We start from the raw sequence: 15,523 nt of genomic DNA on the forward strand, positions 1-15,523 counted from the left end.
CGGTCTGCGTTTCGCCATCCGTGAAGGCGGTCGTACCGTCGGCGCCGGCGTGGTTGCCAAGATCATCGAGTAATCGATTGATCTTGGCCTGTCAGGTCGGCATAATGGTCGGCCTGATTCAAGTTACAGGCCAGTAGCTCAATTGGCAGAGCGGCGGTCTCCAAAACCGCAGGTTGGGGGTTCGATTCCCTCCTGGCCTGCCAGATTCCCATCTGGCACTCCTTACAGGATTCATGCAATGAGCATCAAGGCGGAAGCCAAAGAGTCGCGCTTCGATGCGCTGAAGTGGCTAGTGGTTGTCGTTCTGGTAGCGATCGGTGTTGTTGCCAATCACTACTTTGCTGCTCAGTCCACCCTGTATCGAGTGGTAGGTCTGTTGGTGCTGGCAGCCATTGCTGCCTTTGTTGCCCTGCAGACCGCCAAGGGGCAAGCCTTCTTTGGTTTGCTGAAAGACGCCCGTACCGAGATTCGCAAGGTTGTCTGGCCTACCCGGCAAGAGACCACTCAGACCACGCTGATCGTGGTTGCCGTGGTGCTCGTGATGGCTTTGTTGTTGTGGGGGCTCGACTCCCTGCTCGGTTGGCTGGTTTCCACGATTGTTGGTTGAAAGGGTTCGCCGTGGCTAAGCGTTGGTACGTCGTGCATGCCTACTCGGGTTACGAGAAGCATGTCATGCGTTCGTTGATCGAGCGCGTCAAGCTGCACGAAATGGAAGACGAGTTCGGCGACATTCTCGTGCCCACCGAAGAAGTGGTGGAAATGCGCAATGGCCAGAAGCGCAAGAGCGAGCGTAAGTTTTTCCCGGGATACGTCCTGGTGCAGATGGAGATGAACGAAGGGACCTGGCACCTGGTCAAGGATACCCCTCGCGTCATGGGCTTCATCGGTGGTACTGCCGACAAGCCGGCACCCATCACTGATCGTGAAGCGGACGCGATTCTGCGTCGTGTCTCCGACAGCAGCGACAAACCCAAGCCGAAGACCCTGTTCGAAGCAGGCGAGACGGTTCGGGTGGTGGACGGTCCGTTCGCCGACTTCAACGGCGTTGTCGAAGAAGTCAACTACGAAAAGAGCCGCATCCACGTGGCGGTACTGATCTTTGGTCGGTCGACCCCTGTGGAGCTCGAGTTCAGCCAGGTCGAAAAGGTCTAGGTTGTTCGCATCCCTCACCCCGTAGCCCAGGCTGCGGGGTTTTGTCGTCACAGGGATATAGCAAGTAATTGGGGAGCCCTGAGGGGCGTCGAACCCATCATTGGAGTAGCACATGGCTAAGAAAATTCAGGCTTATATCAAGCTGCAGGTTAAGGCCGCTCAAGCCAACCCGAGCCCGCCAGTCGGTCCGGCGCTGGGTCAGCACGGCGTCAACATCATGGAATTCTGCAAGGCGTTCAACGCCCGCACCCAGGGCATGGAGCCCGGTCTGCCCACCCCGGTGATCATCACCGTGTACAGCGACCGTAGCTTCACCTTCGAAATCAAGAGCACCCCGGCCTCCGTGCTGCTCAAGAAGGCTGCCGGCATCAAGAGCGGTTCCGCTCGTCCCAACAGCCAGAAGGTCGGTACCGTCACCCGCGCCCAGCTGGAAGAGATCGCCAAAGCCAAGAATGCCGATCTCACCGCCGCCGATATGGACGCCGCCGTGCGTACCATCGCCGGTTCCGCTCGTAGCATGGGTCTGAATGTGGAGGGCGTGTAATGGCCAAGCTCACTAAGCGTCAAAAGGCTTTCGCCGAAAAAATCCAGGCTGGCAAGCAGTACGGCTTCGAAGAAGCTGCAGCCCTGCTGGCCGAGCTGTCCACTATCAAGTTCAAGGAGTCCATCGACGTCTCCGTGAACCTGGGTGTGGATCCGCGTAAATCCGACCAGGTCGTTCGTGGCGCCACCGTGCTGCCCAATGGCACTGGCAAGTCGGTTCGCGTTGCCGTGTTCACCCAGGGTGCCAACGCCGAAGCTGCGCTGGCTGCCGGTGCCGAACGAGTCGGCATGGACGACCTGGCTGCCGAGATGAAGGGCGGCGACCTGAACTATGACGTGGTCATCGCCTCGCCGGACGCCATGCGCGTTGTCGGTCAGCTGGGTCAGCTGCTCGGCCCGCGCGGTCTGATGCCCAACCCCAAGGTTGGCACCGTGACCCCGGACGTCGCTACTGCCGTCAAGAATGCCAAGGCTGGTCAGGTGCGTTTCCGTACCGACAAGAACGGCATCATCCACGCTTCCGTTGGCAAGATCGATTTCGAGCCCGTGAAGCTGAAGCAGAACGTTGAAGCTCTGCTGGCCGACCTGAAGCGCCTGAAGCCCTCGACCTCCAAGGGCATCTATGTCAAGCGCATCACCCTGAGCTCCACCATGGGCCCGGGGCTGCAGATCGACCAGGCTTCCCTGGAAGCCTAAGCAAGATACAAGTCGCCGTGCCTTCGGGCGCGGCGCCAAGATTGGGGTCCCTGCCTGGCGGGGGCTGTCCAAGACCGTAGGGGACGCAGGTCTTAAACCGGGGAAACCCCAGCCTACGCAGATGGTGCTCCCGATTCGGTTACCGAGTCAGACACCAAAACGCCGCCCAGTCCATCGGGCGAAACGGTAACATCCAGGAGTTAAACCCGTGGCAATCAAACTCGAAGACAAGAAGGCTATCGTCGCTGAAGTCAACGAGGCTGCCCAAGGTGCCCTGTCCGCTGTCGTGGCCGATGCCCGTGGCGTGACTGTGGGTGCCATGACCGGACTCCGTAAAGAGGCCCGCGCGGCTGGTGTCTATGTACGTGTCGTACGTAACACCCTGCTGCGTCGTGCCGTTGAAGGCACGTCTTTCGACGTTCTCAACGACACCTTCAAGGGCCCGACCCTGATCGCGTTTTCCCAGGAGCATCCGGGCGCTGCCGCCCGTATCTTCAAGGATTTCGCCAAGGGTCAGGACAAGTTCGAGATCAAGGCCGCCGCGTTCGAAGGCAAGCTCATCCCGGCTAACCAGATCGACGTACTGGCAACCCTGCCGACCTACGACGAAGCTGTGTCCCAGCTGATGAGTGTCATCCAGGGCGCTACCAGCAAGCTGGCTCGTACCCTCGCCGCCATTCGCGACCAAAAGGAAGCTGCCGCCGCCTAATCGCGCGTGCTGCGTTTCCTGCAAGTCTTTCTTATTATTTGCGGCCTGAAGCCGCACCCTGTTATAGGAATCTAGAGTCATGGCTCTGACCAACGAAGACATCATCAACGCCGTATCCGAAATGTCCGTCATGCAAGTGGTGGAACTGATCAAGGCGATGGAAGAGAAGTTCGGCGTGACCGCCGCTGCCGCCGCTGCCGCTGGCCCGGCTGCTGCCGCTGCCGTCGTCGAAGAGCAGACCGAATTCACCATCATGTTGACCGAGACCGGCGACAAGAAAGTGAACGTCATCAAGGTCGTTCGTGAACTGACCGGCCTGGGCCTGAAAGAAGCCAAGGCTGTCGTTGACGGCGCCCCGGGCGTGGTCAAGGAAGGCGTCTCCAAAGAGGAAGGCGAAGCTGCCAAGAAGGCTCTGGAAGAAGCAGGCGCCAAGGTCGAGCTCAAGTAAGTTCGGTTCTTGCGTCTACAGCCGCAACGTTTCACGTTCGGCTGATGGCTGGTGGCGAACGCCACCGGCCTTTTGCCGTTTTGTACAGAGCGAGCATATCCGCCTGACAAGATGCGCTGTATCCACCTCGCTCTCGGGGTGCGGCAGACCAAAGGGTTTGCCCGATTTTCCGGCTGCTCCCGTCGGAGAGGCCAAACAAGCTGGTGACCAAGCTGGGGAACGCTGATGGCTTACTCATACACTGAGAAAAAACGTATCCGCAAGGACTTTAGCAAGTTGCCGCACGTCATGGACGTGCCCTATTTGCTGGCTATCCAACTGGATTCGTACCGCGAATTCCTGCAGGCGGGCGCAGGCAAAGACCAGTTCCGCGATATCGGCCTGCATGCGGCCTTCAAGTCCGTTTTCCCGATTATCAGCTATTCCGGCAATGCGGCCCTGGAATACGTCGGCTATCGCCTGGGCGAGCCGGCTTTCGATGTGAAGGAATGCGTCCTGCGCGGCGTGACCTTCGCTGTCCCGCTGCGAGTCAAGGTTCGCCTGATCATTTTCGACCGCGAGTCGTCGAACAAGGCGATCAAGGACATCAAGGAGCAGGAAGTCTACATGGGGGAAATCCCCCTGATGACCGAGAACGGTACCTTCATCATCAATGGTACCGAGCGCGTCATCGTGTCCCAGCTGCACCGCAGCCCGGGCGTGTTCTTCGACCACGACCGCGGCAAGACCCACAGCTCGGGCAAGCTGCTGTACTCGGCGCGCATCATTCCCTACCGCGGCTCCTGGCTCGACTTCGAATTCGATCCCAAGGACGCCGTGTTCGTCCGTATCGACCGTCGCCGCAAGCTGCCAGCCTCGGTACTGCTGCGTGCGCTCGGCTACAGCACCGAAGAGGTGCTGGATGCGTTCTACGACACCAACACCTTCCACATCAAAGGTGAGATGCTGACGTTCGAGCTGGTGCCCCAGCGCCTGCGCGGCGACATCGCCAGCTTCGACATCAAGGATGGCAGCGGCAAGGTGATCGTGGAGCAGGGCCGTCGCGTGACCGCTCGCCACATCAACCAGCTGGAAAAATCCGGCCTGAGCGAGCTGGAAGTGCCCTTCGATTACGTCATTGGCCGTACCACCGCCAAGGCCGTCGTGCATCCGTCCACCGGCGAGATCATCGCCGAGTGCAACACCGAACTGACCCTGGACATGCTGGCCAAGATGGCCAAGGCCAATGTCGTGCAGTTCGAGACGCTGTACACCAACGACATCGACTGCGGTCCGTTCATCTCCGATACCCTGAAGATCGACTCCACCGGCAACCAGCTGGAAGCCCTGGTCGAGATCTACCGGATGATGCGTCCTGGCGAGCCGCCGACCAAGGAAGCTGCCGAGACCCTGTTCAACAACCTGTTCTTCAGCGCCGAGCGTTACGACCTGTCCGCTGTCGGCCGCATGAAGTTCAACCGCCGTATCGGTCGCGACGCCATCGAAGGCTCGGGCGTCCTGAGCCGCGAAGACATCGTCGACGTGCTCAAGACCCTGGTCGACATCCGTAACGGCAAGGGCATCGTCGACGACATCGACCACCTGGGTAACCGCCGTGTCCGTTGCGTCGGTGAGATGGCCGAGAACCAGTTCCGCGTGGGCCTGGTGCGGGTGGAGCGTGCCGTCAAGGAACGCCTGTCCATGGCCGAGAGCGAAGGCCTGATGCCGCAGGACCTGATCAACGCCAAGCCGGTGGCTGCCGCGATCAAGGAATTCTTCGGCTCCAGCCAGCTGTCCCAGTTCATGGACCAGAACAACCCGCTGTCGGAGATCACCCACAAGCGCCGCGTCTCCGCACTCGGCCCGGGCGGTCTGACCCGTGAGCGTGCCGGCTTTGAAGTTCGTGACGTACACCCGACGCACTACGGTCGGGTCTGCCCGATCGAAACGCCGGAAGGTCCGAACATCGGCCTGATCAACTCCCTGGCTGCCTATGCCCGCACCAACCAGTACGGCTTCCTCGAAAGCCCGTACCGCATGGTCAAGGACGGCGTGGCCACCGACGAGATCGTCTTCCTGTCGGCCATTGAAGAAGCCAACCACGTGATCGCCCAGGCCTCCGCAGGGCTGGACGAGAACAACCGGCTGATCGACGAGCTGGTAGCCGTGCGTCACCTGAACGAATTCACCGTCAAGGCGCCCGAAGACGTCACCCTGATGGACGTTTCGCCCAAGCAGGTCGTCTCCGTCGCTGCCTCGCTGATTCCGTTCCTCGAGCACGATGACGCCAACCGCGCGCTGATGGGTTCCAACATGCAGCGTCAGGCCGTGCCGACCCTGCGTTCGGACAAGCCGCTGGTCGGTACCGGCATGGAGCGCAACGTCGCCCGTGACTCCGGCGTCTGCGTCGTCGCCCGTCGGGGTGGCGTGATCGACTCCGTCGATGCCAGCCGTATCGTGGTGCGTGTCAACGATGACGAAGTCGAGACCGGTGAAGCTGGCGTCGACATCTACAACCTGACCAAGTACACCCGTTCCAACCAGAACACCTGCATCAACCAGCGTCCGCTGGTGAGCAAGGGTGATCAGGTGGCCAAGTTCGACATCCTGGCCGATGGCCCCTCGACCGACATGGGCGAGCTGGCACTGGGTCAGAACATGCGCGTGGCCTTCATGCCCTGGAACGGCTTCAACTTCGAAGACTCCATCTGTCTGTCGGAGCGCGTGGTCCAGGAAGATCGCTTCACCACCATCCACATCCAGGAACTGACCTGTGTGGCCCGTGACACCAAGCTCGGCCCAGAGGAGATCACCTCCGACATCCCGAACGTGGGTGAGGCTGCGCTGAACAAGCTGGACGAGGCCGGTATCGTCTACGTCGGTGCCGAAGTCGGTGCCGGTGACATCCTGGTCGGCAAGGTCACGCCCAAGGGCGAAACCCAGCTGACTCCGGAAGAGAAGCTGCTGCGCGCCATCTTCGGCGAGAAGGCCAGCGACGTGAAGGACACCTCCCTGCGTGTGCCCACCGGCACCAAGGGTACCGTCATCGACGTCCAGGTCTTCACCCGTGACGGCGTCGAGCGCGACTCCCGCGCCCTGGCCATCGAGAAGTCCCAGCTCGACGAGATCCGCAAGGATCTGAACGAGGAGTTCCGCATCGTCGAAGGCGCGACCTTCGAGCGTCTGCGTCAGGCCCTGGTCGGTCAGGTCGCCGAAGGCGGCCCGGCGGTCAAGAAGGGTGCCGTCATCACCGACGAGTACCTGAACGGCCTTGAGCGCGGTCAGTGGTTCAAGCTGCGCATGGCGGAAGATGCTCACAACGAGCAGCTGGAAAAGGCCCAGGCCTACCTGTCCGACCGTCGCCAGCTGCTGGACGACAAGTTCGAAGACAAGAAGCGCAAGCTGCAGCAGGGCGATGACCTGGCGCCGGGCGTACTGAAGATCGTCAAGGTCTATCTCGCCATCAAGCGCCGCATCCAGCCGGGCGACAAGATGGCCGGTCGTCACGGTAACAAGGGTGTGGTCTCGGTGATCATGCCGGTCGAAGACATGCCCTACGACGCCAACGGCACGCCGGTGGACATCGTGCTGAACCCGCTGGGCGTACCTTCGCGGATGAACGTCGGTCAGATCCTCGAAACCCACCTGGGCCTCGCGGCCAAGGGCCTGGGCGAGAAGATCAACGTGATGATCGAGGAGCAGCGCAAGGTTGCCGAACTGCGCAGCTTCCTGCACGAGATCTACAACGAGATCGGTGGCCGTCAGGAGAAGCTCGACGACCTGAGCGATAAGGAAGTCCTCGACCTGGCGAAGAACCTGCGTGGCGGTGTTCCCATGGCGACGCCGGTATTCGACGGTGCCAAGGAGAGCGAGATCAAGGCTATGCTGAAGCTGGCCGATCTGCCGGAGAGCGGCCAGATGCGTCTGTACGACGGCCGCACTGGCAATGCCTTCGAGCGCACCACTACCGTCGGCTACATGTACATGCTCAAGCTGAACCACCTGGTGGACGACAAGATGCACGCCCGTTCCACCGGTTCCTACAGCCTGGTTACCCAGCAGCCGCTGGGTGGTAAGGCACAGTTCGGTGGTCAGCGTTTCGGGGAGATGGAGGTCTGGGCACTGGAGGCCTATGGCGCGGCTTACACCCTGCAGGAAATGCTGACGGTGAAGTCGGACGATGTGAACGGCCGGACCAAGATGTACAAGAACATCGTGGACGGAGATCACCGTATGGAGGCCGGCATGCCCGAGTCCTTCAACGTACTGATCAAGGAAATCCGCTCGCTCGGCATCGATATCGAACTGGAAACCGAATAACACGAGACCCTAGAGGGGGTGGCCGCGCGGCGGTCACCTCCGGTCCGTGAGGAGGAAAGGCCTTGAAAGACTTGCTCAATCTGTTGAAAAACCAGGGTCAACTCGAGGAGTTCGATGCCATCCGTATCGGTCTGGCCTCGCCCGAGATGATTCGTTCCTGGTCGTTCGGTGAAGTGAAGAAGCCGGAGACCATCAACTACCGTACCTTCAAGCCCGAGCGCGATGGTCTGTTCTGCGCCAAGATCTTTGGCCCGGTCAAGGACTACGAGTGCCTGTGCGGAAAGTACAAGCGACTCAAGCACCGTGGCGTGATCTGCGAGAAGTGCGGCGTGGAAGTCGCCCTGGCCAAGGTGCGCCGCGAGCGCATGGGCCACATCGAGCTGGCTTCGCCCGTCGCCCACATCTGGTTCCTGAAGTCGCTGCCGTCGCGTATCGGCCTGCTGCTGGACATGACCCTGCGTGACATCGAGCGCGTGCTCTATTTCGAGAGCTACGTGGTGATCGATCCGGGCATGACCACCCTCGAGAAGTACCAGCTGCTGAACGACGAGCAGTACTTCGAGGCACTGGAAGAATTCGGTGACGACTTCGACGCCCGCATGGGTGCGGAAGCCGTATTCCAGCTGCTCGGCGCCATTGATCTGGAGCACGAGATCGGTCGCCTGCGCGAAGAGATTCCGCAGACCAACTCCGAGACCAAGATCAAGAAGCTGTCCAAGCGTCTGAAGCTGATGGAGGCCTTCCAGGGCTCCGGCAACAAGCCGGAGTGGATGGTCATGACCGTGCTGCCCGTGCTGCCGCCGGACCTGCGTCCGCTGGTACCGCTGGATGGCGGCCGCTTCGCGACCTCCGACCTGAACGATCTCTATCGTCGCGTCATCAACCGGAACAACCGCCTCAAGCGGCTGCTCGACCTCGCCGCGCCCGACATCATCGTGCGCAACGAGAAGCGCATGCTGCAGGAAGCCGTTGACGCCCTGCTGGACAACGGCCGTCGCGGCCGGGCCATCACCGGTTCCAACAAGCGCCCGCTGAAGTCCCTGGCCGACATGATCAAGGGCAAGCAGGGTCGCTTCCGTCAGAACCTGCTGGGCAAGCGCGTCGACTACTCCGGTCGTTCCGTGATCACCGTGGGCCCGACCCTGCGTCTGCACCAGTGCGGTCTGCCCAAGAAGATGGCGCTGGAGCTGTTCAAGCCATTCATCTTCGGCAAGCTGGAAGCCCGCGGCATGGCGACCACCATCAAGGCCGCCAAGAAGATGGTCGAGCGCGAACTGCCCGAGGTCTGGGACGTTCTCGCCGAAGTCATCCGCGAACACCCCGTGCTGCTCAACCGCGCCCCGACCCTGCACCGTTTGGGTATCCAGGCGTTCGAGCCGGTCCTCATCGAAGGCAAGGCCATCCAGCTGCACCCGCTGGTCTGCGCCGCGTACAACGCCGACTTCGACGGTGACCAGATGGCCGTGCACGTGCCGCTGACGCTGGAAGCCCAGCTGGAAGCGCGCGCCCTGATGATGTCGACCAACAACATCCTGTCGCCCGCCAACGGCGAGCCGATTATCGTGCCGTCGCAGGACGTGGTGCTGGGTCTGTACTACATGACCCGTGAAGCCATCAACGCCAAGGGCGAAGGCCGCGTGTTCGCCGACCTGCAGGAAGTCGATCGCGTCTTCCGTGCCGGCGAAGCCGCCCTGCATGCCAAGGTCAAGGTGCGCATCAACGAGACCATCCGTCACAAGGACGGCAGCCTGACCAAGAACACCCGCATCGTCGACACCACCGTCGGCCGCGCGCTGCTGTTCCAGGTCGTGCCAGCCGGTCTGCCGTACGACGTGGTCAACCAGTCGATGAAGAAGAAGGCCATCTCCAAGCTGATCAACCACTGCTACCGCGTGGTGGGTCTGAAGGACACCGTCATCTTCGCCGACCAGCTGATGTACACCGGTTTCGCCTATTCGACCCTGTCCGGCGTCTCCATCGGCGTCAACGACTTCGTCATTCCGGATGAGAAGGCGCGCATCATCGATGCCGCCACCGCCGAGGTGAAGGAGATCGAGAGCCAGTACGCCTCCGGCCTGGTGACCCAGGGCGAGAAGTACAACAAGGTGATCGACCTCTGGTCGAAGGCCAACGACGAAGTGTCCAAGGCGATGATGACCAACCTCTCCAAAGAGAAGGTCATCGACCGCGAGGGCAAGGAAGTCGACCAGGAGTCCTTCAACTCCATGTACATGATGGCCGATTCCGGCGCCCGGGGTTCCGCGGCCCAGATTCGTCAGCTCGCCGGCATGCGTGGCCTGATGGCCAAGCCGGACGGCTCCATCATCGAGACGCCCATTACCGCCAACTTCCGTGAAGGCCTGAACGTACTCCAGTACTTCATCTCCACCCACGGTGCCCGTAAGGGTCTGGCGGATACCGCACTGAAGACCGCGAACTCCGGTTACCTGACCCGTCGTCTCGTCGACGTGGCCCAGGATCTGGTGGTGACCGAAGTCGATTGCGGTACCGAACGCGGCCTGATCATGACGCCGCACATCGAAGGCGGCGACGTGGTCGAGCCCCTGGGTGAGCGCGTGCTGGGTCGAGTCATCGCCCGTGACGTGCCCAAGCCGGGTACCGACGAGATCATCGTGCCGGCTGGGACCCTGGTCGACGAGCGCTGGGTCGAGTTCCTCGAGCTCAACAGCGTCGACGAAGTCGTGGTGCGTTCGCCGATCACCTGCGAAACCCGTCATGGCATCTGCGCCAAGTGCTACGGTCGCGATCTGGCTCGCGGTCACCAGGTCAACATCGGTGAAGCGGTCGGCGTCATCGCCGCCCAGTCCATCGGTGAGCCGGGTACCCAGCTGACCATGCGTACCTTCCACATCGGTGGTGCGGCCAGCCGGACCTCCGCGGCCGACAGCGTCCAGGTCAAGAACGGCGGCGCCATCCGTCTGCACAACCTGAAGCACGTCGAACGTGCCGATGGCGCCCTGGTTGCCGTGTCCCGTTCCGGTGAACTGGCCATCGCCGACGACTTCGGTCGTGAGCGCGAGCGCTACAAGCTGCCCTACGGTGCGGTGATTTCGGTCAAGGAAGGCGACAAGGTAGACGCTGGCGCCATCGTCGCCAAGTGGGACCCGCACACCCACCCCATCGTCACCGAAATGGACGGTACCGTGGCCTTCGTCGGCATGGAGGAGGGCATCACCATCAAGCGCCAGACCGACGAACTGACCGGTCTGACCAACATCGAGGTGCTCGACGCCAAGGATCGCCCGACTTCCGGCAAGGACATCCGTCCGGCGGTCAAGCTGATCGACGCCAACGGCAAGGATCTGCTGCTGCCGGGTACCGACGTACCGGCCCAGTACTTCCTGCCGCCGAACGCGCTGGTCAACCTGAGCGATGGTGCCAAGGTGCATGTGGGTGACGTTATCGCCCGTATCCCCCAGGAAACCTCCAAGACCCGTGACATCACCGGTGGTCTGCCCCGCGTGGCCGACCTCTTCGAAGCGCGTCGTCCCAAGGAGCCGGCAATCCTGGCGGAGATCAGCGGTACCATCTCCTTCGGCAAGGAAACCAAGGGCAAGCGTCGTCTGGTCATTACCCCGACCGATGGCACCGATCCCTACGAGGAGCTGATTCCGAAGTGGCGCCACCTGAACGTCTTCGAAGGCGAACAGGTAAGCCGCGGCGAAGTCATCTCCGACGGTCCGAGCAACCCGCACGATATCCTGCGTCTGCTGGGTGTCAGCGCGCTGGCCAAGTACATCGTCAACGAGATCCAGGACGTGTACCGCCTGCAGGGCGTGAAGATCAACGACAAGCACATCGAGACCATCCTGCGGCAGATGCTGCGCAAGGTCGAAGTGAGCGACACCGGCGACTCGAGCTTCATCAAGGGCGATCAGGTCGAACTGACCCACGTCCTGGAAGAGAACGAGCAGCTGGTGGGCAATGATCGTTTCGTCGCCAAGTACGAGCGCGTCCTGCTGGGTATCACCAAGGCTTCGCTGTCCACCGAGTCCTTCATCTCGGCCGCTTCCTTCCAGGAGACCACCCGTGTCCTGACCGAAGCCGCCGTGACCGGCAAGCGCGACTTCCTGCGCGGCCTGAAGGAAAACGTGGTGGTGGGTCGTCTGATCCCGGCCGGTACCGGTCTGGCCTACCACAGTGAGCGCAAGCGTCAGCGCGAACTCGGCAAGCCGCAGCGCGTGAGCGCCAGCGAGGCCGAAGCCGCGCTGACCGAAGCTCTGAACTCCAGCGCCAGCTGAGTTCGGTAGCAGGTCTCGCTTGACAAAGCCCCCGGCGCCCCAGGCGTCCGGGGGCTTTGTCTTGACTGGAGCGCCCAAGCTCTTTAGACTTTCGTTCCCCGAAAATGGGCAGGACCGACGTTCTGCTATTTCGTTTATGTCGCAAGACAATCAGTGGAGCTATAGATGGCAACTATCAACCAGCTGGTGCGTAGTGCACGCAAGCGTATCGTCGAGAAATCCGACGTGCCTGCGCTGCAAAACTGCCCGCAACGTCGTGGCGTGTGCACCCGCGTGTACACCACCACTCCCAAGAAGCCCAACTCCGCACTGCGGAAGGTCTGCCGTGTACGTCTGACCAACGGCTTCGAAGTCACCTCCTACATCGGCGGTGAAGGTCACAACCTGCAGGAACACAGCGTCGTGCTGATCCGCGGTGGCCGGGTCAAGGATCTGCCGGGTGTGCGTTATCACACCGTGCGCGGCTCGCTGGACACCACCGGTGTGAAGGACCGCAAGCAGGGCCGTTCCAAGTACGGCACCAAGCGTCCGAAGTAACCACCTTTCTTTTTGTTCGAGTCGATAAGAGTAAGGTCGGGCAACGAGTCCCGAGCTAACCTGAAGACCGTTTTGAGGGCTTATCAATGCCAAGACGTCGTGTAGCGGCCAAGCGCGAAATACTTGACGATCCGAAATACGGAAGCCAGATCCTGGCCAAGTTCATGAACCACGTGATGGAGAGCGGCAAGAAAGCCGTTGCCGAGCGTATCGTTTATGGTGCTCTGGACAAGGTCAAAGAGCGTTCCAAGAATGCCGAACCCCTGGAAGTTTTCGAAAAAGCGCTCGACGCCATCGCTCCGCTGGTCGAAGTGAAGTCCCGCCGTGTCGGCGGTGCTACCTACCAGGTGCCGGTTGAGGTTCGTCCTTCCCGTCGTAATGCCCTGGCCATGCGCTGGCTGGTGGACTCCGCGCGCAAGCGTGGTGAGAAGTCCATGGCTCTGCGCCTGGCGGGTGAACTCATGGACGCTTTTGAAGGCAAGGGTGCCGCAGTCAAGAAGCGCGAAGACGTGCATCGCATGGCAGAAGCCAACAAGGCCTTCTCGCACTACCGCTTCTAAGCCTAGCGCTTCCAATCAAGCGAGGACCTTATGGCTCGTACAACCGCTATTAACCGCTATCGGAACATCGGTATCTGCGCCCACGTGGACGCAGGTAAGACGACTACCACCGAGCGGATTCTGTTCTATACCGGCGTGAACCACAAAATGGGTGAGGTTCACGACGGCGCTGCGACCATGGACTGGATGGTGCAGGAGCAGGAGCGTGGTATCACCATCACCTCCGCTGCCACCACCGCGTTCTGGTCCGGTTCGACCAAGCAGTACGACAAGTACCGCGTAAACATCATCGACACCCCCGGCCACGTGGACTTCACCATTGAGGTGGAGCGTTCCCTGCGCGTGCTGGACGGTGCGGTCGTGGTGTTCTGCGGTACCTCCGGTGTCGAGCCCCAGTCCGAAACCGTATGGCGTCAGGCCAACAAGTACGGCGTCCCGCGCATCGTCTACGTCAACAAGATGGACCGTGCCGGTGCCAACTTCCTGCGCGTCGTCGAACAGATCAAGAAGCGCCTGGGCCACACTCCGGTCCCGGTTCAGCTGGCCATCGGCGCGGAAGAGAACTTCCTGGGCCAGATCGACCTGCTGAAGATGAAGGCCATCTTCTGGAACGATGACGACCAGGGCATGACCTACCGCGAGGAAGACATTCCTGCGGACATGCTGGCCGATGCCGAGCAGTGGCGCTCCAACATGGTCGAGGCTGCGGCCGAAGCCAACGAAGAGCTGATGAACAAGTACCTGGAAGGCGGCGAGCTGTCGATCGACGAGATCAAGGCCGGCCTGCGTCAGCGTACCATCGCCTGCGAAATCGTCCCGGCCGTTTGCGGTTCCTCGTTCAAGAACAAGGGCGTGCCCCTGGTTCTGGACGCCGTGATCGACTTCCTGCCGGCGCCGGTCGAGATTCCCGCGATCAAGGGTACCAACCCGGACAACGAGGAAATCCACGACGAGCGTCACGCGGACGATAACGAGCCCTTCTCGGCTCTGGCGTTCAAGATCGCTACCGACCCCTTCGTGGGTACCTTGACCTTCGCCCGCGTCTACTCGGGTGTACTGAGCTCCGGTGACTCCGTCATCAACTCGGTGAAGGGCAAGAAGGAGCGCGTCGGCCGTATGGTGCAGATGCACGCCAACACCCGTGAAGAGATCAAGGAAGTTCGTGCTGGCGACATCGCCGCCCTGATCGGCATGAAGGATGTCACCACCGGTGACACCCTGTGCTCGATCGAGAAGCCGATCATCCTCGAGCGCATGGACTTCCCGGAGCCGGTGATTTCGGTCGCCGTCGAGCCGAAGACCAAGGCCGACCAGGAAAAGATGGGTATCGCACTGGGCAAGCTGGCTCAGGAAGATCCCTCGTTCCGCGTCAAGACCGACGAAGAGTCCGGTCAGACCATCATCTCCGGCATGGGCGAGCTGCACCTGGACATCCTGGTGGACCGCATGAAGCGCGAATTCGGCGTGGAAGCGAACATCGGTAAGCCTCAGGTCGCCTACCGCGAAACCATCCGCAACACCTGCGAGATCGAAGGCAAGTTCGTTCGCCAGTCGGGTGGTCGTGGCCAGTTCGGTCACTGCTGGATTCGCTTCGCGCCGGCCGACGAAGGTCAGGAAGGTCTGGAGTTCGTCAGCGAAGTCGTGGGTGGTGTGATTCCGAAGGAATACATCCCGGCGATCCAGAAGGGCATCGAAGAGCAGATGAAGAACGGCATCGTTGCCGGCTATCCGCTGCTTGGCCTGAAGGCCGCTGTGTTCGACGGTTCCTACCACGACGTCGACTCCAACGAGATGGCGTTCAAGATCGCTGCCTCCATGGCGACCAAGCAGCTCACCCAGAAGGGTGGTGCCGTGCTGCTCGAGCCGATCATGAAGGTCGAGGTCGTGACCCCGGAAGACTACATGGGCGACGTCATGGGCGACCTGAACCGTCGTCGTGGCCTGATCCAGGGTATGGAAGACACCGTGACCGGCAAGGTCATCCGTGCCGAGGTTCCGCTGGGCGAGATGTTTGGCTACGCTACGGATGTCCGCTCCATGTCTCAGGGTCGCGCAAGCTACTCCATGGAGTTCTCCAAGTACGCCGAAGCTCCGTCGAACATCGCCGAAGCCATCATCAAGAAACAAGCTTAATCAGCGCTTTGACTAGAGGTTTTATCTCGTGGCTAAAGAAAAATTCGAACGTAACAAACCGCACCTGAACGTGGGCACCATCGGTCACGTTGACCATGGCAAGACCACTCTGACCGCTGCGCTGACCAAAGTCTGTGCCGACACCTGGGGCGGTTCCGCTCGTGGTTTCGACCAGATCGACAAC

12 protein-coding genes, 1 tRNA gene and 1 pseudogene are annotated in these 15,523 nt (G+C 61.1%); all 14 read left to right on the forward strand.

Annotated features, from left to right (window positions below; genetic code table 11):
* A pseudogene (locus GSQ95_RS17855) lies at positions 1–73 on the forward strand (elongation factor Tu); the annotation flags it as partial.
* A gap of 54 nt (positions 74–127) precedes the next feature.
* Positions 128–203, forward strand: a tRNA-Trp gene (locus tag GSQ95_RS17860).
* Positions 204–238: 35 nt separating this feature from the next.
* Entirely contained in the window at positions 239–607 is a 369-nt protein-coding gene (gene secE, locus GSQ95_RS17865) for a preprotein translocase subunit SecE (RefSeq protein ID WP_158893048.1), read from the forward strand.
* A gap of 11 nt (positions 608–618) precedes the next feature.
* Positions 619–1,152: a transcription termination/antitermination protein NusG gene (gene nusG, locus GSQ95_RS17870; protein ID WP_026083932.1), complete on the forward strand. Its 534-nt coding sequence runs from the start codon at positions 619–621 to the stop codon at positions 1,150–1,152.
* 112 nt (positions 1,153–1,264) lie between these two features.
* Positions 1,265–1,696 carry a 50S ribosomal protein L11 gene (gene rplK / locus GSQ95_RS17875; RefSeq protein ID WP_133860554.1) on the forward strand — a complete coding sequence of 144 codons (432 nt, stop codon included), beginning with the start codon at positions 1,265–1,267 and terminating at the stop codon, positions 1,694–1,696.
* Positions 1,696–2,391, forward strand: a complete 696-nt coding sequence (gene rplA, locus GSQ95_RS17880; protein WP_133860555.1) for a 50S ribosomal protein L1 — start codon at positions 1,696–1,698, stop codon at positions 2,389–2,391. The genes rplK and rplA overlap by 1 nt, the downstream gene beginning before the upstream one ends.
* Before the next feature lie 208 nt (positions 2,392–2,599).
* A complete protein-coding gene (gene rplJ / locus GSQ95_RS17885; protein WP_017641868.1) occupies positions 2,600–3,100 on the forward strand; it encodes a 50S ribosomal protein L10 in 501 nt (166 codons plus the stop codon).
* 79 nt (positions 3,101–3,179) lie between these two features.
* Positions 3,180–3,548 carry a 50S ribosomal protein L7/L12 gene (gene rplL / locus GSQ95_RS17890; RefSeq protein ID WP_059316466.1) on the forward strand — a complete coding sequence of 123 codons (369 nt, stop codon included), beginning with the start codon at positions 3,180–3,182 and terminating at the stop codon, positions 3,546–3,548.
* A 225-nt stretch (positions 3,549–3,773) separates the two neighbouring features.
* Positions 3,774–7,847, forward strand: coding sequence for a DNA-directed RNA polymerase subunit beta (gene rpoB, locus GSQ95_RS17895; protein ID WP_158893046.1), 4,074 nt, complete (start codon positions 3,774–3,776; stop codon positions 7,845–7,847).
* A 62-nt stretch (positions 7,848–7,909) separates the two neighbouring features.
* The gene (rpoC, locus tag GSQ95_RS17900; protein WP_133860557.1) at positions 7,910–12,109 is read left to right on the forward strand and encodes a DNA-directed RNA polymerase subunit beta'; all 4,200 of its coding nucleotides are present in this window, start codon (positions 7,910–7,912) and stop codon (positions 12,107–12,109) included.
* Positions 12,110–12,274: 165 nt separating this feature from the next.
* Positions 12,275–12,646, forward strand: coding sequence for a 30S ribosomal protein S12 (gene rpsL / locus GSQ95_RS17905; RefSeq protein WP_007163089.1), 372 nt, complete (start codon positions 12,275–12,277; stop codon positions 12,644–12,646).
* Positions 12,647–12,732: 86 nt separating this feature from the next.
* On the forward strand, positions 12,733–13,206 hold the full coding sequence (gene rpsG, locus GSQ95_RS17910; protein WP_007163088.1) for a 30S ribosomal protein S7: 474 nt from the start codon (positions 12,733–12,735) through the stop codon (positions 13,204–13,206).
* Between the two features lie 30 nt (positions 13,207–13,236).
* Positions 13,237–15,339 carry an elongation factor G gene (gene fusA / locus GSQ95_RS17915; protein WP_133860558.1) on the forward strand — a complete coding sequence of 701 codons (2,103 nt, stop codon included), beginning with the start codon at positions 13,237–13,239 and terminating at the stop codon, positions 15,337–15,339.
* Positions 15,340–15,367: 28 nt separating this feature from the next.
* A partial coding sequence (locus GSQ95_RS17920) for a GTP-binding protein (protein ID WP_256664635.1) occupies positions 15,368–15,523 on the forward strand: 156 nt, incomplete at its 3' end.

This window comes from Pseudomonas sp. BAV 4579 (assembly GCF_009765395.1).
GTDB classification, from domain to species: Bacteria; Pseudomonadota; Gammaproteobacteria; order Pseudomonadales; family Pseudomonadaceae; genus Chryseomonas; species Chryseomonas aestiva.